Genomic DNA, 18,259 nt, shown 5'->3' with positions numbered 1-18,259 from the left:
CCAGGTCGGCTGTCGAGCCGGTCAACGTCCGGCACATGTCTGGTCAGTCTACGGAAGCATTCGTCGCGAGCCCGATCGACGGATGGCCGACGCGTCGGGATCCCGGACCTCGCGAGCGCGCCCCGCTCACCCGTCGGCGGCCGGAACGAGGCAGGCCACCGCCTCCACGTGGTGCGTCAGCGGGAAAGCGTCGAAACCGCGTATGTCGACGACACGGAATCCGCGTGCGGCGAAGTATCCGAGATCACGTGCGAATCGGGCGGCGTCACAGCCCACGTGGACCACGATGCCGGGCCGGGCGTCGGCGATCGCCCCGATCACCCGTTCCCCGGCTCCGGTACGCGGGGGATCGAGGACTACGACGTCCGGCCGCGCGGTGAGGTCCGCGATCCGGGCCGCGACCTCCCCGCGGTGGGTGTGAACCCGATCGCCGCCGCCGGCGAAGGCCTGTTCGGCGGCGTCGAGTGCGGCCGGATCCGAATCGACGATGTGCACCGTGTCCGGCGCACCGGCCGGGCCGTCGAGCAGTGCGCCCGCGAACACCCCTGCCCCGCCGTACAGATCCCACGCCACACGTGGCGGTCCCCCGAGATGCGCACCGACGAAGTCGACGACGGTCTCGGCGTAGGCCCGCGGCGCGTCGCGGTGCGCCTGCCAGAATCCCGCGACGGGAATGTCCCACGACCGCCCGCCGACCCGTTGGACGGCCGTCGCCTCGCCTTCGACGACCCGCTGGGCACGGGGCCGTGCGTGCCGGGCGCGGTTCTGCTGCGCCCGGCGCCGGCTGTCGGCACGGCCCCGCCGCGGCTCCGCCACGGGCGCGAGTTCGGTGACGTGGCGCGCGCCGTCGGCGTCGAGCACGACGGCGAGTTCGGAGTGCGGGGTGAAACCGCGGTCGGCGAGTCCGTCGAGCATTCCCGGGGCGGGCTGGACACAGGCCTCGGTGACGACGCCGCGGCCGCGGAACGCCGACTGCCCCGGGCGCCCCCGGCCGTCCACGGCCAGACGGGTCCGGATTCGCCACCCCGTGTCGGCGTCCCCGAGACGCCGCACGCCGTCGGTCGCCAGCTCGGTGCCGGCCACGATCGCGCCCGGTAGACGGCCCACGCGATCCAGGACATCGAGCAGCACAGCCTGTTTCAGGTCCCGCGCGTGACCGGGTGCCACGTGCGCGAGATCACAGCACCCGGCCCCGGCCGCGGCCGCCGGACACCGCGGCGCCACCCGATGCGGCGAGGCGTCGAGCACCTCCGCCACCTCGGCCCGCCAGTACGAGTCGTGCCGGTCGTCGGTGATGTCGGCGACCACCCGTTCGCCGGGGATCGCCCCGCGGACGAACACGACGCGGCCGTCGGCGCGGCCCACGGACTCACCGCCGTTGGCCGGACGGTCGACGGTCACCTCGACCCGTCGCGGTGTTGCCGGGCCGCTCACGGTCGCCGTTCGGGTTCGCCGAGCGCACGGCGGGTCTCCCCCGGCGCCCAGTACGCGCGGTCTTCCTTGCGCCGGTCCGACGAGGTGAGCTGCCACGGCACCGAGGTCACCATCACGCCGGGCTCGAACAGCAGCCGGCCTTTGAGGCGCAGCGCCGACTGGTTGTGCAGGATCTGCTCCCACCAGTGCCCGACGACATACTCCGGGATGAACACGGTCACGACGTCGCGCGGCGACTCACGCCGCACCCGGCGCACGTATTCGATGACGGGCCGGGTGATCTCGCGATAGGGCGAGGCGATGACCTTCAGCGGGACGGTGATGTCGCTGGCCTCCCACTCCGAGACGAGCTTGCGGGTGTCGCGGTCGTCGACGTTGACCGTGATCGCCTCCAGGACGTCCGGACGGGTGGCCCGCGCATACCGCAGGGCCCGCTTGGACGCCATGTGCAGGCTGGACACGAGCACGATCGAATGTGTGCGGCTGGGCAGGACGGCCTCGTCGTCGTCCTCGGCGCGGTCGAGTTCGCGCTGCACCGACGCGTAGTGGTGATGGATGAGTTTCATGATCACGAACAGCGAGACCATCGCGATCACGGCGATGTAGGCACCCTCGGTGAACTTGGTGATCAGGACGACGACCAGGACCGTCGCGGTCATCACCAGGCCGACCGTGTTGACCACCCGGGACTGCATCATCCGACGCCGCGCGCTCGGGTCGGTCTCGGTACGCAGCAGGCGGGTCCAATGCCGCACCATGCCGGTCTGGCTCAGGGTGAACGACACGAACACGCCCACGATGTAGAGCTGGATCAGGGACGTCACCTGCGCGCCGAACGCGACGACGAAGATGATCGCGGCGATCGCGAGGAACAGGATGCCGTTGCTGAACGCCAGGCGGTCGCCTCGGGTGTGCAACTGGCGCGGCAGGTAGCGATCCTGCGCGAGTACCGACCCCAGGACCGGGAAACCGTTGAAGGCGGTGTTCGCGGCCAGCAGCAGGATCAGCGCGGTGACGGTGGCGACGAAGAAGAAGGCCGGCGGGAAGGAGTCGAAGACGGCATGGGCCAGCTGGGCGATCATGGCCTTCTGCTGGTAACCCTCCGGCGCCCCGATGAGGTCCTGCTCCGGGTTCATCACGTACTTCGCGCCGATCTTCTCCGCCAGCAGCACGATGCCCATCAGCAGGGTGATGGAGAACGCGCCCAGCAGCAGCAGCGTCGTCGCGGCGTTGCGCGACTTCGGTTTCCGGAAGGCCGGCACCCCGTTGCTGATGGCCTCCACCCCGGTGAGCGCCGCACAGCCCGAGGAGAACGACCGGGCGACGAGGAAGATCAGCGCCAGCCCCGTGAGGTTGTCCTGTTCGGGCACGATGCCGAAGTCGGCGGTCTCGGAATGAATGTCCTGCCCGAGCACGTAGATCTCGGTGAACCCCCAGATGAGCATGCCCAGGACACCGATGATGAACCCGTAGGTCGGGATCGCGAGCACGGCCCCGGACTCCTTGATGCCACGCAGGTTGACCGCGGCGAGCAGCATGATCGCGCCGACGCAGAACCACACCTTGTGCTCTTCGACGAACGGGATCGCCGAACCGATGTTCTCCGCCGCCGACGTGACCGACACCGCCACCGTGAGTACGTAGTCCACCAGCAGGGCGCTGCCGACGGTCAGGCCCGCGTTGGGACCGAGATTGACGGTCGCGACCTCGTAGTCGCCGCCACCCGAGGGGTATGCGTGCACGTTCTGGCGGTAGCTCGCGACGACCACGGCCATGACGACGGCGACGGCGATCGCCACCCAGGGCGTGAACGCCAGCGCGCTGATGCCGGCGACGGACAGGACCAGGAAGATCTCCTGCGGCGCGTACGCCACCGAGCTCATCGCGTCGGAGGCGAACACCGGCAGGGCTATCCGCTTGGGCAGCAGCGTGTGACCGAGCGTGTCGCTGCGGAAAGGCCTGCCGAGCAGGAGGCGTTTCGTCGCGACGGACACCTTGGAGACGGTGGACACCAGGCAACCCTAGAGCGTTGGCGCCGAGGCGGGTAGGTTCGACTCGCGGCAGACGAGCCGCGTGTGGAGAGGAATGCCGTGCAGGTGGTCATCATGGGTTGCGGGCGGGTCGGATCCGCGCTCGCGATGTCGATGCAGAAGCGCGGACACGACGTCGCGATCATCGATCGGGATCAGAGCGCGTTCGTGCGGCTGAGTCCCGACTTCGCGGGCCGCACGATCACCGGGGTCGGGTTCGACCGCGAGATCCTCGTCAAGGCGGGCATCGAGCACGCCGACGCGTTCGCCGCGGTGTCCTCCGGGGACAACTCGAACATCATCTCGGCGCGGGTGGCCCGCGAGACCTTCGACGTCGAGCGCGTCGTCGCCCGGATCTACGACGCCAAGCGCGCCGAGGTGTACGAGCGGCTCGGGATTCCGACGGTGGCGACCGTCCCCTGGACGACCGAGCGATTCGTCTCGGCGCTCGGCGAGACGACGACGATGGAGTGGCGTGACCCGTCGGGTTCGCTGGCGATCGCCCAGATCGACGTCGACGACTCGTGGATCGGGATCTCGGTCGGCAAGTTCCAGGAGCAGACCGGCGCGCGGGTGGCCTTCCTCAGCCGTGTCGGACGTCCGGTTCTCCCCGAGGCGAGAACCGTTCTGCAACAAGATGATGTGGTCTACGGAGCGGTCATGCTCGACAACCTCAAGAACGCCCGTGGCGTCGCCGCGCGGCCGTTCACCCAGAACGAGTCCGGATGACCCGGGCCGAAGGAGTCCCGAAGTGAAGGTCGCCATCGCCGGAGCCGGCGCGGTCGGGCGCTCGATCGCCCGCGAACTGCTGGTGAACGCCCACGAGGTCACGCTCTTCGAGCGCAACGCCGGCCACATCGACACCGACGCCGTCGTCGGCGCGGGATGGGTGCTCGCCGACGCGTGTGAACTCGCCAATCTCGAAGAGGCGCAACTACAGACCTACGACGTCATGATCGCCGCGACCGGCGACGACAAGGCCAACCTCGTCGTGAGCCTGCTCGCGAAGACCGAGTTCGCCGTCAACCGGGTCGTCGCCCGCGTCAACGACCCGCGTAACGAGTGGCTGTTCGGCGAGGACTGGGGCGTCGACGTCGCCGTCTCGACCCCGCGCCTGCTCGCCTCCCTGGTCGAGGAGGCGGTGTCCGTCGGCGATCTGGTCCGGCTGATGACGTTCCGTCAGGGGCAGGCCAACCTCGTCGAACTCACCCTGCCGTCGAACACTCCCCTCGCCGGCAAGCCCGTCCGGAAGCTGGAACTGCCGCGCGACGCCGCGCTCGTCGCGATCCTGCGCGGCGGCCGCGTCATCGTCCCGCAGCGCGACGACCCCATCGAGGGCGGCGACGAACTGGTCTTCATCGCGCCCACCGAGGCCGAACCCGCCCTCTATGAGGCTATGCAGATCGCGCGGTGACGTCCGCGTCCGGCGGGGTGCCGGCGCGCGCCGCCTCGGCCTCGCTGCGCCCGGCGGACCAGGAGGATCGTCGCGAGCACCACGAGTGCGGTCAGCGGCCACCCCATCGCGATGCGCGCGAACGCCAGCCACCCGGTGGCCCCGTCGTCGTACAGTTCCGACTGCGTGAGGTAGCGCGCCGCGAAGAGCACCGCCCACAGCGCGGTGGCGATGTCGTAGGCGCGGAGGATGGACCGCTGCTTGCGCCAGCCGGAACCCTCGCCGTTGATCAGATGCCAGGCCACCCCGATGAGGGGCCACCGCACCAGGATCGAGACGGCGAACACGATCGCATAGACGAGGGTGCTCCATATCCCGAAGAGGAAGTAGCCCTTGGCATCCCCCACCCGGTCGGCGATGAAGACGCAGATGGCGACGCCGAGCAGACCCGAGATCGCGGGGGTCAGGGGTTCGCGGCGCACGAGCCGTACGACGAAGAGCAGCGCCGCCACGCCGAGCGCCGCGTAGATGGCGGTCCGGAGGTCGAAGAAGGAGTTGACGGGGACGAACACCACCACGGGCACGGTCGAATAGACCAGGCCGGAGACGCCACCGATCTGTTCGAGCACCGTGGGCGCCGCCTGCTCGGGTGCTGACTGTCCGGGTGCCGACGGTTCGGCGTCCGGCTGTCTCGAGGCCGGATGCTCGGGGACCGGACCGGTCACTCGTCGACGCCGTGCAACTCGTAATAAGGGTTGTAGATCACCTTGTGGCCGTCCTGCTCGGCGAGCCGGCCCCGGACGGTGACCTTGCGGCCGGGCTCGATGCCGGTGATGCGGTTACGGCCCAGCCACTTCAGCATCACGATGTCGGAGCCGTCGAAGAACTCGGCCTTCACCCCCGCCTTGGCCGAGCGCGAACAGGTCTCGACGGCACGCAGTTCGCCGTGCATGGTGACCTCGTCACCGCGGCAGCACTCGGATGCGCGCTGGGCACCTGTCGCCTTGGATTCCTCGGCGATCTTCTCTGCGTCGGCGTCACCGAGATCTTCGGTCAGCCGACGGGTCAGTCGTTTGAGATAGCCGGCAGTGGGCATCTCGACCCTCCCAATGGATTTCGGCCGGCACCGCAGGGCTGTACAGAGCGGTGTCCGTGGGTCGCCGAACGAGTGATCGGTGACCTGCCCGCCAGCGTAGACCTCGGCCTCGGCCAGTGACAACGTCGGCGACCGCGGGGCCATTCCGTGGTCGCCGGACCCCCGCTGTCCAGGTCTGCGCGGGGGCCTCGGGACACCCTAGTGGTGTGTCTCGGAAACAAGCGAATGGTCCCCGGCGCCCCACCGGATACCGGCCACCTCTTTTCGAGACATACCACTAGGGGATGATGCCCTGATGCCTGGCACCGACGGTCCGCACCGCCCTCGCCCGACGGCTCTGGTCGGCATACCCGGAACGGGTTCCGACGCCGATCACGTCACCCGTTCCTTTCAGCGCGCCGCAGCTGACCTGGAGGTAGAGCTCATCGCGCTGGACCCGACAACGCCGTTGATCGACGGCCACCTCCGCGGGCTGGAGCGGGCCGCCGGAGCCCACCGCTCGATCCTCGTGGGCGGGGTGTCGATCGGGGCCGCGATCGCGCTCGAGTGGGCCCTGCAGGACACCGACCGACGCTGCGCCGGGGTGCTCGCCGCACTGCCGGCATGGAGCGGCGACGCCCACTCGGCACCCGCGGCCGCGAGTGCCGGCGCCACCGCCGAGGCGCTCGAACGCGACGGACTCGAGGCGACCATCGCGGCGATGGCGAGCAGCAGCCCGGCCTGGCTGGCCGCGGAACTGACCCGGTCGTGGCGGGGTCTGTACCCGGGCCTCGCCGGCATGTTGCGCGAGGCGGCTCGTCATCGGGCGCCGACGCCGGCCGAGATCGCCGGGCTCACGGTGCCGCTGGCCATCGTCGCGGCCGCCGACGATCCGGTCCACCCCATCGCCGTCGCCCGCGAATGGCATGCTGCCGCACCGCAATCGACCCTCGTCGAGATCACGCTCGACGACTGGGGCCACGATCCGGGTGTGCTGGGAGACGAGCTCCGGGCCGGGCTTGTCGCACTCACCGACCCGCCGGGGTGATCGGAGCCCGGTGTGGCCGGAGCTTCAGCGGCGGCGGCGGAAGCGCTGCATCGCCGAGCCCGACGACGGCGGCAACGGCTCCTCGTCGACCTCGGGATCGGCGGGAGCCGCGGACTCCACTTCCGGGGCGGCGGCCGCCTCCGGCTCGTCGCGGTAGGCGTTCTCCCCATAGACGGTGGCGTGGGCTACCTGATCGAGCGCACCCCCGGCAACGGGTACCGAATCGTCGGTCGCGTCCTCGGTGGTCGCGGCACCCGGGCCCGCGTCCTGTGCGGTGGGGTTCGGGGCGGTGGGGTTCTGGGCGGAGGGGTCCGGGGATTCTTGTCCGGCCGGGGGGCCGGCGAACATCTGCTGCTGGGCGGCCGCGACCTGCTCGGCGAGCACCGGCGGCAACACGACGGGCAGCGGATCCCGCGGGGGGAACGGCTCGGACCCGCGTCGGACCACCGTCTCGGCCAGTACGGCGCGGCTCAACCGTGCGAGGTCGTCCGCATGCTCGGTGGGTCCGCTGCCCACGCACCGGACGAGCCAGCGCGGGCCGTCGACCCCGATGAACCGGTGGGTCGCACCGTCCGTCTCGGCGACCACCTCACGCCCCCAGTGCCCGTCTTCGACACTCGTGGCCGCGCCGTCGTCGCGGAGGGAAGCGGCCAGCTCACGGACCACCTCACGCCACATCCCGGGGGACTTGGGTGCGGCGAAGGCGCTCACCGAGATCCGGCCGATGGGGGTCACCAGGTACACGTTCTGCGGCTGGTGGGCCTCGGACATCTCGACGGTGACCTGTCCGCCCTCGACCACCGGGACCAGCACCGATCCGAGGTCCAGATGGGAGTTCTCGAGCTCCTGCGGCCGGGTCGCCAGTGCGTCGATGTCGTAGGGGCCGCGCGCCTGACCGACCCGCAGCTCCTCTGATCCGTCCTGTGCCATCGCGTCACTCCTCGTTCGTCACCGCCGGCGACAGCGATCCGCCGGACACACGGGAAACACTAATCGACTCCCGTCGGGGAGAGCCCCGGGCGACGGTTCACCGCAGCGGTCAGGCGAGAATCGCCGATCCCCCGCTCGATCCGTACCCGCCGTCGCCGCGTGCGGTGTCGTCGAGTTCGTCGACCTCGACGAAGTCGGGCAGCTCGACGCGCTGCACGATCAGCTGGGCTATGCGGTCTCCCCGCGAGATGGAGATCGTCTGCTCCGGATCGTGGTTGATCAGACAGACCTTGATCTCCCCGCGATAGCCCGCGTCGATGGTGCCGGGGGTGTTCACGACCGACAGGCCGGCCCGGGCGGCCAGTCCCGACCTCGGGTGGATCAGCCCCACGGTGCCGATCGGCAACGCCACGGCGATCCCGGTCCCGACGAGTTGACGGCGTCCGGCGGGCAGTTCGAGATCGATCGTCGAATAGAGATCGACCCCCGCGTCCCCGGGGTGCGCCCTGGTCGGCAGCGGTAGGTCGGGATCGAGGCGTCGGAGCGCGATCGGCGCCGGGTCAGCGGGGTGCGCAGGGGGGAGATCTGAGGCCACGCAGGCAGACTACGCTGGTCACGTGACCGCAGATCATTCGCCCGAGCGCCCCGGAGGACCCTCGGACGCCTCCCCCGCACCCACCGGGCGGAACGCCGGCGTCACCGACTCGACCGCCGATCTGTTCGACGAGCGCCTGTACGTGCCGTGGTGGTGGTGGTTGGCAGCCGTGGTCCTCACCGGCGTGGTGGGCTACGAGATCCAGCTGTCGGCGCGCGGGAGCGCCTGGAGCATCATCGGATACGTGGCCACCGGCGTGCTGTGCGTCGTGATGCTGTGGTCGATGAGCCGTACCCGCATCCGGGTGACCGCGGATCGGGAGCTGCATGCCCACCGTGCGGTCCTGCCGCGCGCCGTCGTCGCGCGGGCGGCGACGGTCCCGGCGACCGCGAAGAGCGCCGCACTCGGGCGGCAGCTCGACCCGGCGGCCTATCTCGTGCACCGCTCCTGGGTGAAGACGATGGTCCTCATCGTGCTCGACGACCCCGACGACCCGACACCGTATTGGCTGGTCTCGACACGTCGGCCCGCCGAACTCCTTGCGGCGCTGGGCGTCGACGACGCCGCGGCCGACCGTCCCGCACCCACCGCCTGACCCGGGCACGACTCTCTACCCGAGACACGACGAAGGGGCCGCGCCGTATTCGGCGTCGGCCCCCTTCATCAGCTGTGACAGCTGGACTCAGTTCATCTCACGCGCAGTCGACGCAGATGAGCGAGCTTCCGTTCTCCTCGGCCAACCGGCTGCGGTGGTAGACGAGAAAGCAGCTGGTACAGGTGAACTCGTCGGCCTGCTTGGGGATGACACGCACGGACAGTTCCTCGCCCGAGAGATCGGCGCCCGGGAGTTCGAAGGACTCCGCGGTATCACTCTCGTCGACATCCACTGCCGAGGACTGCGCCTCGCTGCGTCGAGCCTTCAGTTCTTCGAGCGAGTCCTCGTTGAGGTCCTCGGTCTCCGTCCGTCGTGGCGCGTCGTAATCTGTAGCCATTCCTTGCCTAACTTGTCGAGAGTGTGAGGGGCGCTCACGGTGACGGCGCTGGCGTCGCCACCCGGTGTTATTGCGCACGACTCCGCCGGGATTGTCTTACCGATGGGGTCACTGCAACGTCGTCTCGGGCGAGATTCGTACCAGAGGATCAGACGTATTGCGTGATTTCGATCACGGTTTCATATCGGGCGCACCCCGGGTCTGGAAGCGCGGGCGCCCGAAGTATAGTCGACACACTATCGAAGGTCAATACCCGGGACCCAACTCGTCGGTAAGTTTCGGTTCGGCGCCCGATCCATGCCCCGGTACACCCCAGTCGTACCGCTCCCGGCGAGGCTCGCGGGGGACTGCGGGGTCACCCTCTACAGTGATCCGAGATCACGCAACGCCCAGTGAGGAGTCAGTCCACGGTGGTGTCGAAGATTACGGTCGGCTATCCGACCGACGAGCAGGGCCGACCCTACCGTCGGCGGCGCTACGCACCGGCGATCGTCACGGTCGTCGTCCTGATGGTCGTCGGCGTGGTGGTGTGGGCGGTTGCGCTGGGCGGCGGCGAGTCCGAATCCGTTCCGACAGCGTGCAATCAACCGACTCCGCCGACGTCGGTGGAAGCGGGCGCGCCACCTCCGCCGGCCCCGCCGACCCTCACCGTCGTCGGACGGGACGAGATGCTCGGAGTCGCTCCGGCCCCGCTGTCGACCTTCGGCGTCCGCGTCCTCAACGCCTCCGACGAACGAGGCGCGGCCCGCACGGTGTCCGACGACCTGACCGCGCAGGGGTTCAGCCCGGTGCCGGACACGCCGTACGCCGATGACCCGGTCTATCCCAACCGGGATCTCAACTGTGTCGCACAGATCCGGTTCGGGCCGGCCGGTCGCGCGGCGGCGGCGGCCACATGGCTGGCGTTCCCGTGCGCCCAGTTGGTCGACGACGGCCGGCGCGGCACGGCCGTCGACGTCGCACTCGGGGTCCACCACTCGGGTGGCGAGATGTCGCAGGACGCGCAGGCTGCCCTCGAGGCGCTGCGGTCGGCGGATCCGAAGAATCCGGCGAGTGGTGTCGACCCGGTCCTCGTCGAGGCCGTGCACTCCGCCCCCTGCTGAGCTCCGCACGCAGTGCGGCGGCCGGCGACCTCTGGCGAGAAGCGGGAGGCCGTCAGGTGAGCGGGCTGCGAGCGTCGAATTCGTCGAGCAGCGCGAGGAATTCGTCGGCCACCCCGGGCGCGACAGCGACGGTGATGTGTCCCTCGTCGGCCCGCGAATCCGGTGGCGGAGTCTGGACGACGGCGCCGGCCTCGGCGGCGATCAGTCCGCCGGCGGCCCAGTCCCACGGGCTCAGACCGTGTTCGTAGTGGGCGTCGACCGCGCCGGCCGCGACCATGCAGAGGTCGAGGGCCGCGGCGCCGATGCGTCGGACGTCGCGGACACGTGGGAGCAGTTCGGCGACGATGCGTCCCTGCTGCCGGCGGCGCGCCGCGTCGTACCCGAAGCCCGTTGCGACGAGCGCGAGTTCGGCCCTGTCGACCGGATTGCAGCGGAGCGGCCGGCGTACCCCGGCGGAGTCCGCCGCCCACGCTCCCCCGCCGAGGGTCGCGCCGTACGTGACGTCGCGGGCGACGTCGACGACGACCCCGGCGACCGACTGTCCGTCGACCTGGGCCGCGATGGACACCGCATAGGCCGGCACGCCGTACATGAAGTTGACGGTCCCGTCGATCGGATCGACCACCCATCGGACACCGGTAGGCACCGCCCGGCTCCCGCCGTCCTCCTCGCCCAGCACCTCGTCGTCGGGGCGCGCCTCACGCAGCAGCGAGCGGATCAGGCGTTCGGTCTCGGTGTCGGCGAGGGTGACCGGATCGGTTTCCGTCGACTTCGTCGACACAGGCTGCACTGTCGACTTCGTCGACACGGGCTGCACCGTCGACTTCGTCGAGACGGGCCGGACGGTGGAATCCACCGCGGCGGGCTGCGGCGGCTCGCCGTGTCCCGGTGTCGCACCGAACAATTCGGGCCGGCGGCGACGTACGTGCGCGGCGGCCTCCCGGGCCACGGCGCCGGCGACCGCGGCGAGCTCGTCCACCGGAATTGTCTGATCCACGCCCTCCATGTGAGCACATGGCCGGAGCGCACCACCGATCGCGGTGACCGATCTCTCCTCCCGGGTGGTCGAATCGTGTCGACATGCGTTGCGATGACGGGCGTTGCGCCGGTCGCGTGAATAGGCTGGTCTCGGATTGCCCCCACCCTCAGACACCGACCCGGACAGGGAGCCCCGCCATGACCGACACGTCCGTCCCCGGATCGTCCGACTCCGATGTCGCCGGCCCCGATGATCCAACACCTCCGACGAACCTCGGTTTCGGGGTCGACGTCGGCGGTTCCGGGATCAAGGGCGGCATCGTCGATCTCGACACCGGTGAACTCGTCGGCGAACGGTTCAAGGTGCTCACCCCGCAGCCCGCGACACCCGAGGCCGTGGCCCGGGGCGTCGCCGAGGTGGTCGCGCATTTCGACTGGACCGGCCCGGTGGGTGTCACCCTCCCCGGGGTCGTGACCGACGGGATCATGCGCACGGCGGCGAACATCGACAAGGCCTGGATCGGCACCGACGTCTACGACCTCTTCAGCGGATACCTCGGCGGTAGGCAGGTGTCGGTCCTCAACGACGCCGATGCCGCGGGTATGGCCGAGGACGCGTACGGCGCGGGCAAGGGCGTCGCGGGGGTCGTGATGCTGCTGACGTTCGGAACCGGTATCGGGTCGGCGATCCTGATCAACGGCACCCTCGTGCCCAACACCGAGCTCGGTCACCTACAGGTCGGCAAGAAGGAAGCCGAGCACCAGGCGTCTTCGCGTGTCCGCGAGGAGAAGGGCTGGTCGTACGAGAAGTGGACCGAGAAGGTCTCCGAGGTCCTCGAGACCTACGAGGCGCTGTTCTGGCCGAATCTCTTCATCGCCGGCGGCGGTATCAGCCGCAAGTCCGACAAGTGGATTCCGCTGCTGACCAACAAGACGCCCGTGGTACCGGCGACGCTGTTGAACACCGCCGGCATCGTCGGTGCGGCCATGGCAGTGTCCCAGGGACTGAAGACGTGACGCCGCGCAGGGCGTGACCAGGGCTTTGACACACCGGGGACGGCGATGTCGTTACAATGGTCGTCACCGGTCATTCCAACCGAGAAACCAAGACCTCGTCCACGGCGGCTCATGCTGCCGTGTCGCGTCTGGTGACAGACGACAGAAGACACCACAGAAGACAGTTCGAAAGGTTGTACGTGGCAGCCATCACGACCCACCAGGGTGATGCAGAGGCCGAGTCGACGGAGTCGACCCCAGCCGCGACCGACGCCCCGGCGAAGCGAACCGCCAAGAAGGCTGCGAAGAAGACCGCCGCCCGCAAGGCCCCCGCCAAGAAGGCCCCGGCGAAGAAGGCCACCAAGAAGGCGGCACCGAAGAAGGCCGCCAAGAAGGCCGCGTCCGCGGAGGGTTCCGGCGACGATCCGAACGCCGAGCCCGACGACCCGGACTCGATCGACGACATCGACGGTCCCGACGCCGAACTCGAGGACGTCGAGATCGACGACGACCTGGAGGTCGACGACGACTCCGAGGACGAGTCGGAGGACGACGACGAGTCCGAGGAGGCGACCGCGCCCGCCGCCGGCGGCGCAACCCCGGCCGCCGCGAAGGCCGCGTCCAAGGACGAGGCCGCCGCCGCGAAGTCCGGCGACTTCGTCTGGGACGAAGAGGAGTCCGAGGCGCTGCGTCAGGCCCGCAAGGACGCCGAGCTCACCGCCTCCGCCGACAGTGTCCGCGCGTACCTGAAGCAGATCGGCAAGGTCGCCCTCCTCAACGCCGAGGAAGAGGTCGAACTGGCCAAGCGCATCGAGGCCGGGCTGTTCGCCACCGAACGTCTTCGGCGCATCATGGATGCCGGCGAGAAGCTCAGCACCGCCCAGAAGCGTGACCTGAACTGGATCTCCCGCGACGGCAACCGCGCCAAGAACCACCTGCTCGAGGCGAACCTGCGCCTCGTCGTGTCGCTGGCCAAGCGCTACACGGGCCGCGGTATGGCGTTCCTGGATCTCATCCAGGAGGGCAACCTCGGTCTGATCCGCGCGGTCGAGAAGTTCGACTACACCAAGGGCTACAAGTTCTCGACATATGCCACCTGGTGGATCCGTCAGGCGATCACCCGCGCCATGGCCGACCAGGCCCGCACCATCCGTATCCCGGTGCACATGGTCGAGGTCATCAACAAGCTCGGTCGCATCCAGCGTGAACTCCTCCAGGACCTCGGCCGCGAGCCGACGCCGGAAGAACTCGCCAAGGAGATGGACATCACCCCGGAGAAGGTGCTGGAGATCCAGCAGTACGCCCGGGAACCCATCTCGCTGGACCAGACCATCGGCGATGAGGGCGACAGCCAGCTCGGCGACTTCATCGAGGACTCCGAAGCCGTCGTCGCGGTCGACGCGGTCAGCTTCACGCTGTTGCAGGATCAACTGCAGTCAGTGCTCGAGACCTTGTCCGAACGTGAGGCCGGCGTGGTCCGCCTCCGCTTCGGACTGACCGACGGCCAGCCCCGCACCCTCGACGAGATCGGGCAGGTCTACGGCGTGACCCGCGAGCGCATCCGTCAGATCGAGTCGAAGACGATGTCGAAGCTGCGCCACCCGTCGCGCTCCCAGGTCCTGCGTGACTATCTCGACTAGTCGGTGACGACAACAGCCTCATCGCCCCCGGAACCTCACGGTTCCGGGGGCGATGTCGTTGTGTCATCCACATCGACATCGATCTGTCAATAGTTCTGCGCGCTCCGATTTGGACACGACCGGATTCTCGGGCTTTCGGGGACGCACTACATAGGATGGCGCGGTGACTTACGCAGTGACCGGGAGCAGACGCGGCGCCATGCTGGTGCGCCGTGCCACCGTCGACCTGCTGCGCACAGCATCGATGCTGTGTCTGTGACGCGACAGACCCCACCCGAGGGCGAGAACGCCACCTGCGATCCCCTCCTCCGCGTTCCACTTCGTCGCGGGCACCGAGTGCCTGCCCCAGCCTCGTCACGTCCCTGACGGCGTGACTTCCCGGAAAGACCCACTATGAGAACGATTGTCCTGATCGGCCTCGTCGGCTTCGCTGCTCAGCTCGTCGACGGCAGTCTCGGCATGGCTTATGGCGTCACCACCACGACCCTCCTCCTCGCCATCGGCACCAACCCGGCTGCCGCCTCGGCCACCGTGCACCTGGCCGAGATCGGCACCACGCTGGTCTCCGGCGTCTCGCACTGGAAGTTCGGGAACGTCGACTGGCGCGTCGTGCGCCGTATCGCGATCCCGGGAGCCATCGGCGCCTTCCTCGGCGCCACGATCCTGTCGAGTCTCTCCACCGAGACCGCCGCGCCGGTCATGGCCGTGATCCTGCTGCTGCTCGGGCTCTACATCCTGGTGCGGTTCACCTTCCAGGGCATCCCCCGCCACAACCTCGGCAAGCCGCTGCGCAAGCGATTCCTCAGCCCGCTCGGATTCGTCGCCGGATTCGTCGACGCCACCGGTGGCGGCGGTTGGGGTCCGGTCGGCACCCCGGCCATCCTGGCCAGCGGCCGTCTCGAGCCCCGCAAGGTCATCGGTTCGATCGACACAAGCGAGTTCATCATCGCCGTCGCCGCGAGCCTCGGCTTCCTGTTCAGTCTCGGTTCGCAGGGAATCAACTTCGCATGGGTCGCCGCCATCCTCGTCGGCGGCGTGATCGCCGCACCGATCGCGGCGTGGCTCGTGCGTCACATCCCGCCGCGCCTGCTGGGCGCCTCGGTCGGCGGCCTGATCGTCCTCACGAACACCCGCAGCCTGCTGAAGAGCGACTTCATCGACGCCCCCGGCTCGGTGCGCAACGTCTTCTACATCGTGATCGCCATCGCCTGGGCCGCGGCGTTCGCCTACTCGCTCCGCGAGTACCTGCGCGACCGGGAGAACGAGTCCTCCGACGCGGTCACCCATTTGCGCGAGGAGCAGGAAGAGGCGCTCGTGGGCGCCGAGGGCGCGGAACGCCCCGGCTCCGAGGGAACGTCGACGTCGGACATCCCGGCCGCCGACTCCGCACCCGAACCCGATGCGGGTGCGAGCGGAACACACACCCCCACGCGGACGAGCTGACCGAACGACTCGTCCCGCGCACAACGCGTAGAGTGGTGCGACCCGGCCCCATGGCCGGGTCGCATTGCGTTCGGGCGATCGTTGTCGAGTTGTTGCCTGGTGTAAACGGTGAGTGACGACACACCGAGAGCACCGTCGGAACAATACGAACGCCCCGAGCGTCTGACAGAGTGAGGTTGACGCATCGCCCGGATGTGTCGGCTCGAAGGGAAGGCGACCGGACACCCGGCGCCGGACCGGGACGGAGGAACGAACCATGACTGACATCGCCACCACAGCCCCGATCTACCTGCCGCTCACTGCCGCCGATCGCTGCGATCGCTGCGGCGCCGCAGCCAAGGTACGGGCCGTCCTGCCCAAGGGCGGCGAACTTCTCTTCTGCCGCCACCACTTCAACGAGCACGAGGCCCGCCTTGTCGAGTTGAGCGCCACCGTCGTCGAATCCGCCGGCGAGCTGGTCTGACACCTCCGACGATCGAACGCGGGCTTTCCCTACGCGCACAGAGCCCGGCCGGAGCAACCGGCCGGGCTCTGTCGTGTCCGGGCCTGTTCCGGGCCGCCCGACCAGCGCCACTCGCGCAGTGTCTATCAGCGCCACTCGCGCAGTGTCTATCAGCGCCACTCGCGCAGTGCGGCGATCCGTTCCTTCAGCTGATCGGCGGTCGCCATGGCGGTCGGGGGCCCGCCCAGCCGAGTCCGCAACTCGTTGTGCACCATGCCGTGTGGTTTGCCCGTGCGGTGATGATGCATCGCGACGAGCGTATTCAGTTCCTTGCGCAGGGCGTGCAAATTCTCGCCGGTGGTTCCCGCCGGCCGGCCGGGAGTGGGCGGCTCGGCAGCCGACGACTCCGAGGACGACGCGACCGTTCGCGCCGTGACCTGTTCCTCCTGGCGTTTGCGCAGGAGGGCACGCACCTGGTCGGCATCGAGCAGCCCGGGCAACCCCAGATAGTCCGACTCCTCGTCGCTACCGGCGAACGTGGCCGTGCCGAACGAGGTGCCGTCGAAGATGACCTGATCGAGTTCGGCGTCGGCATGCAGCGACTGGAACTTCGGCTCGTCCTCCCCCGGCTCGTCCTCCTGCTTGTTGGCGTCGATCAGCAATTGGTCGTCGAGGCCGTCGCTCTCGCGGTGCGGCTTGCCGAGCACGTGATCGCGCTCGACCTCCATCTGGCTGGCGAGGTCGAGCAGCACCGGGACCGACGGCAGGAAGACGCTCGCGGTCTCACCCGGACGACGCGATCGCACGAATCGTCCGATGGCCTGGGCGAAGAACAGCGGCGTCGACGAGCTGGTGGCGTACACACCCACGGCCAGGCGGGGGACGTCGACACCCTCGGACACCATGCGGACCGCCACCATCCACTCGTCCGTGGACGCGGCGAACTGGCCGATCCTCGACGACGACTTCGGGTCGTCGGAGAGCACCAGCGTCGGCGGCTTGCCGGTGATGGCGGTGAGCAGTTCGGCGTAGTCGCGGGCCGCGGTCTGATCGGTGGCGATGACCAGCCCGCCCGCATCCGGTGTGCCGGTCGCACGGAGCTGTCCCAGCCTCGTGTGTGCGGCGGTGAGGACCGCCGGAATCCAGTCGCCGTGGGCGTCCAGCGCGGTACGCCAGGCGCGGGTGGTGTGCTCCGCGGAGAGCGGTTCGCCCAGCCGGGCGGTGTACTCCTCGCCCGCGCTGTCGCGCCAGCTGGCCTCACCGGAGTAGGCGAGGAACACGACCGGACGGACGACGCCGTCCTTCAGTGCGTCGGCGTAGCCGTAGGTGTGGTCGGCCTTGGAGCGCTGATGCCCGCCGGCCTCCGGTTCGTAGGTGACGAACGGGATCGGCGAGTCGTCGGAGCGGAAGGGTGTACCGGTCAGCAGGAGCCGGCGCTCGGCGTCGTCGAAGGCCTCCCGGATCGCCTCGCCCCACGACTTGGCATCGCCACCGTGGTGGATCTCGTCGAGGATTACCAGGGTGCGGTAGTTCTCGGTGCGCACCCGGTGCCGGGCCGGATGGGCGGCCACCTGTGCGTAGGTGACCACGACGCCATGGAAGTCCGTGCTGGTCTGTCCGGCGGCGTTGGTGAAACGGGAATCGAGTGCGATCCCGACCCGCGCCGCGGCCTCGGCCCACTGGTGCTTCAGATGCTCGGTCGGCGCCACGACGGTGATCTTGTCGACGGTGCGGTCGTCGAGGAGTTCGCGGGCGATGCGCAGACCGAACGTCGTCTTTCCCGCGCCGGGGGTCGCCACGGCGAGGAAGTCCTTCGGCTTCTGCGTCAGGTACTTGGTCAGCGCACGACGCTGCCAGGCGCGGAGCTGGAATGTGGGTCCGGCACTCGCGGACCCGGACGGGCTGCTGGCGGAGGGTTCGGCTGACGTCACCTTCTGTGCTGCTCCTCCACGGGTGCGGATACTGCCGGACATGAAATGACCCCTCGCGTGCGGGACCCGCGCCCAAGGGGACCCGCCAATGGTACCGCCGACGGGCGACAGCTCCCGCATCCCGACATCGGGCCGAGATGGTCCCGGAAGCCGCCCCTCGTGGGCGATCCGAACGACTCGCCTGGTGACCCGAGTACCCAACTGCCCCTCCGATCAGGGATATTGAACT

Annotated in this window: 18 protein-coding genes; 9 read left to right on the top strand and 9 right to left on the bottom strand. The window is 69.3% G+C overall.

Features of this window, described 5'->3' with window-relative positions:
- Window positions 1-126 precede the first annotated feature (126 nt).
- Window positions 127-1,434 (bottom strand): class I SAM-dependent RNA methyltransferase, encoded by a 1,308-nt coding sequence (locus tag AC3B5T_RS17870; protein ID WP_277242938.1) that lies wholly within the window; start codon window positions 1,432-1,434, stop codon window positions 127-129.
- Window positions 1,431-3,446 (bottom strand): APC family permease, encoded by a 2,016-nt coding sequence (locus AC3B5T_RS17865; protein WP_078112316.1) that lies wholly within the window; start codon window positions 3,444-3,446, stop codon window positions 1,431-1,433. The genes AC3B5T_RS17870 and AC3B5T_RS17865 overlap by 4 nt, the downstream gene beginning before the upstream one ends.
- 78 nt (window positions 3,447-3,524) lie before the next feature.
- Here AC3B5T_RS17865 and AC3B5T_RS17860 point away from each other — a divergent pair, with 78 nt between their 5' ends.
- The gene (locus tag AC3B5T_RS17860; protein WP_211538850.1) at window positions 3,525-4,193 is read left to right on the top strand and encodes a potassium channel family protein; all 669 of its coding nucleotides are present in this window, start codon (window positions 3,525-3,527) and stop codon (window positions 4,191-4,193) included.
- Window positions 4,194-4,215: 22 nt separating this feature from the next.
- On the top strand, window positions 4,216-4,878 hold the full coding sequence (locus tag AC3B5T_RS17855; protein ID WP_065628889.1) for a potassium channel family protein: 663 nt from the start codon (window positions 4,216-4,218) through the stop codon (window positions 4,876-4,878).
- Here AC3B5T_RS17855 and AC3B5T_RS17850 read toward each other — a convergent pair.
- Both AC3B5T_RS17850 and AC3B5T_RS17845 read right to left on the bottom strand, forming a co-directional pair.
- The gene (locus AC3B5T_RS17850; protein ID WP_488358785.1) at window positions 4,851-5,486 is read right to left on the bottom strand and encodes a DUF3159 domain-containing protein; all 636 of its coding nucleotides are present in this window, start codon (window positions 5,484-5,486) and stop codon (window positions 4,851-4,853) included. The two genes, AC3B5T_RS17855 and AC3B5T_RS17850, sit on opposite strands and share 28 nt — an antisense overlap.
- Window positions 5,487-5,578: 92 nt before the next feature.
- Entirely contained in the window at window positions 5,579-5,953 is a 375-nt protein-coding gene (locus AC3B5T_RS17845; RefSeq protein ID WP_004018839.1) for an OB-fold nucleic acid binding domain-containing protein, read from the bottom strand.
- 295 nt (window positions 5,954-6,248) lie between these two features.
- Here AC3B5T_RS17845 and AC3B5T_RS17840 point away from each other — a divergent pair, with 295 nt between their 5' ends.
- Entirely contained in the window at window positions 6,249-6,980 is a 732-nt protein-coding gene (locus AC3B5T_RS17840; protein ID WP_159370687.1) for an alpha/beta fold hydrolase, read from the top strand.
- Window positions 6,981-7,004: 24 nt separating this feature from the next.
- Here the strand turns inward: AC3B5T_RS17840 and AC3B5T_RS17835 are convergent, their stop codons facing one another.
- On the bottom strand, window positions 7,005-7,910 hold the full coding sequence (locus AC3B5T_RS17835; protein WP_205334525.1) for a DUF3710 domain-containing protein: 906 nt from the start codon (window positions 7,908-7,910) through the stop codon (window positions 7,005-7,007).
- Window positions 7,911-8,019: 109 nt separating this feature from the next.
- The gene (dut, locus tag AC3B5T_RS17830; protein ID WP_065628893.1) at window positions 8,020-8,505 is read right to left on the bottom strand and encodes a dUTP diphosphatase; all 486 of its coding nucleotides are present in this window, start codon (window positions 8,503-8,505) and stop codon (window positions 8,020-8,022) included.
- Between the two features lie 22 nt (window positions 8,506-8,527).
- Between dut and AC3B5T_RS17825 the strand changes: the two genes are divergently transcribed.
- The gene (locus AC3B5T_RS17825; RefSeq protein WP_065628894.1) at window positions 8,528-9,100 is read left to right on the top strand and encodes a DUF3093 domain-containing protein; all 573 of its coding nucleotides are present in this window, start codon (window positions 8,528-8,530) and stop codon (window positions 9,098-9,100) included.
- A gap of 97 nt (window positions 9,101-9,197) precedes the next feature.
- Here the strand turns inward: AC3B5T_RS17825 and AC3B5T_RS17820 are convergent, their stop codons facing one another.
- Window positions 9,198-9,497, bottom strand: a complete 300-nt coding sequence (locus AC3B5T_RS17820) for a DUF4193 domain-containing protein (RefSeq protein WP_004018846.1) — start codon at window positions 9,495-9,497, stop codon at window positions 9,198-9,200.
- A 410-nt stretch (window positions 9,498-9,907) separates the two neighbouring features.
- Here AC3B5T_RS17820 and cei point away from each other — a divergent pair, with 410 nt between their 5' ends.
- Window positions 9,908-10,600 (top strand): envelope integrity protein Cei, encoded by a 693-nt coding sequence (cei, locus tag AC3B5T_RS17815; protein WP_065628895.1) that lies wholly within the window; start codon window positions 9,908-9,910, stop codon window positions 10,598-10,600.
- Between the two features lie 52 nt (window positions 10,601-10,652).
- On the opposite strand, the gene AC3B5T_RS17810 is transcribed toward cei, so the two are convergent.
- On the bottom strand, window positions 10,653-11,606 hold the full coding sequence (locus AC3B5T_RS17810) for an inositol monophosphatase family protein (protein WP_065628896.1): 954 nt from the start codon (window positions 11,604-11,606) through the stop codon (window positions 10,653-10,655).
- A gap of 170 nt (window positions 11,607-11,776) precedes the next feature.
- Between AC3B5T_RS17810 and ppgK the strand changes: the two genes are divergently transcribed.
- The 4 genes from ppgK (at window position 11,777) to AC3B5T_RS17790 (ending at window position 16,120) form a co-directional block, all read left to right on the top strand.
- Entirely contained in the window at window positions 11,777-12,595 is an 819-nt protein-coding gene (gene ppgK / locus AC3B5T_RS17805; RefSeq protein ID WP_065628897.1) for a polyphosphate--glucose phosphotransferase, read from the top strand.
- A 56-nt stretch (window positions 12,596-12,651) separates the two neighbouring features.
- Window positions 12,652-14,214, top strand: a complete 1,563-nt coding sequence (locus AC3B5T_RS17800; protein ID WP_083207184.1) for an RNA polymerase sigma factor — start codon at window positions 12,652-12,654, stop codon at window positions 14,212-14,214.
- A 393-nt stretch (window positions 14,215-14,607) separates the two neighbouring features.
- Window positions 14,608-15,657: a sulfite exporter TauE/SafE family protein gene (locus tag AC3B5T_RS17795; protein ID WP_205333978.1), complete on the top strand. Its 1,050-nt coding sequence runs from the start codon at window positions 14,608-14,610 to the stop codon at window positions 15,655-15,657.
- Between the two features lie 256 nt (window positions 15,658-15,913).
- Window positions 15,914-16,120 carry a DUF7455 domain-containing protein gene (locus tag AC3B5T_RS17790; protein ID WP_004018852.1) on the top strand — a complete coding sequence of 69 codons (207 nt, stop codon included), beginning with the start codon at window positions 15,914-15,916 and terminating at the stop codon, window positions 16,118-16,120.
- 149 nt (window positions 16,121-16,269) lie between these two features.
- Here the strand turns inward: AC3B5T_RS17790 and AC3B5T_RS17785 are convergent, their stop codons facing one another.
- Window positions 16,270-18,030: a DEAD/DEAH box helicase gene (locus AC3B5T_RS17785; RefSeq protein ID WP_488357798.1), complete on the bottom strand. Its 1,761-nt coding sequence runs from the start codon at window positions 18,028-18,030 to the stop codon at window positions 16,270-16,272.
- Between the last annotated feature and the right edge of the window lie 229 nt (window positions 18,031-18,259).

The sequence above is a fragment of the Gordonia sp. G4 genome (assembly GCF_057770005.1).
Note: the sequence above shows the minus strand (reverse complement) of the source record. Positions and strands in the feature narration are given on the sequence as shown.

Bases quoted from the DNA above. Each gene is read 5' to 3' on its own strand.
- AC3B5T_RS17840 (WP_159370687.1), top strand. From the start codon at position 6,249: ATGCCTGGCACCGACGGTCCGCACCGCCCTCGCCCGACGGCTCTGGTC.
- AC3B5T_RS17820 (WP_004018846.1), bottom strand. From the start codon at position 9,497: ATGGCTACAGATTACGACGCGCCACGACGGACGGAGACCGAGGACCTC.
- AC3B5T_RS17845 (WP_004018839.1), bottom strand. From the start codon at position 5,953: ATGCCCACTGCCGGCTATCTCAAACGACTGACCCGTCGGCTGACCGAA.
- ppgK (WP_065628897.1), top strand. From the start codon at position 11,777: ATGACCGACACGTCCGTCCCCGGATCGTCCGACTCCGATGTCGCCGGC.
- AC3B5T_RS17795 (WP_205333978.1), top strand. From the start codon at position 14,608: ATGAGAACGATTGTCCTGATCGGCCTCGTCGGCTTCGCTGCTCAGCTC.
- AC3B5T_RS17810 (WP_065628896.1), bottom strand. From the start codon at position 11,606: ATGGAGGGCGTGGATCAGACAATTCCGGTGGACGAGCTCGCCGCGGTC.
- AC3B5T_RS17790 (WP_004018852.1), top strand. From the start codon at position 15,914: ATGACTGACATCGCCACCACAGCCCCGATCTACCTGCCGCTCACTGCC.
- AC3B5T_RS17835 (WP_205334525.1), bottom strand. From the start codon at position 7,910: ATGGCACAGGACGGATCAGAGGAGCTGCGGGTCGGTCAGGCGCGCGGC.
- AC3B5T_RS17800 (WP_083207184.1), top strand. From the start codon at position 12,652: ATGGTCGTCACCGGTCATTCCAACCGAGAAACCAAGACCTCGTCCACG.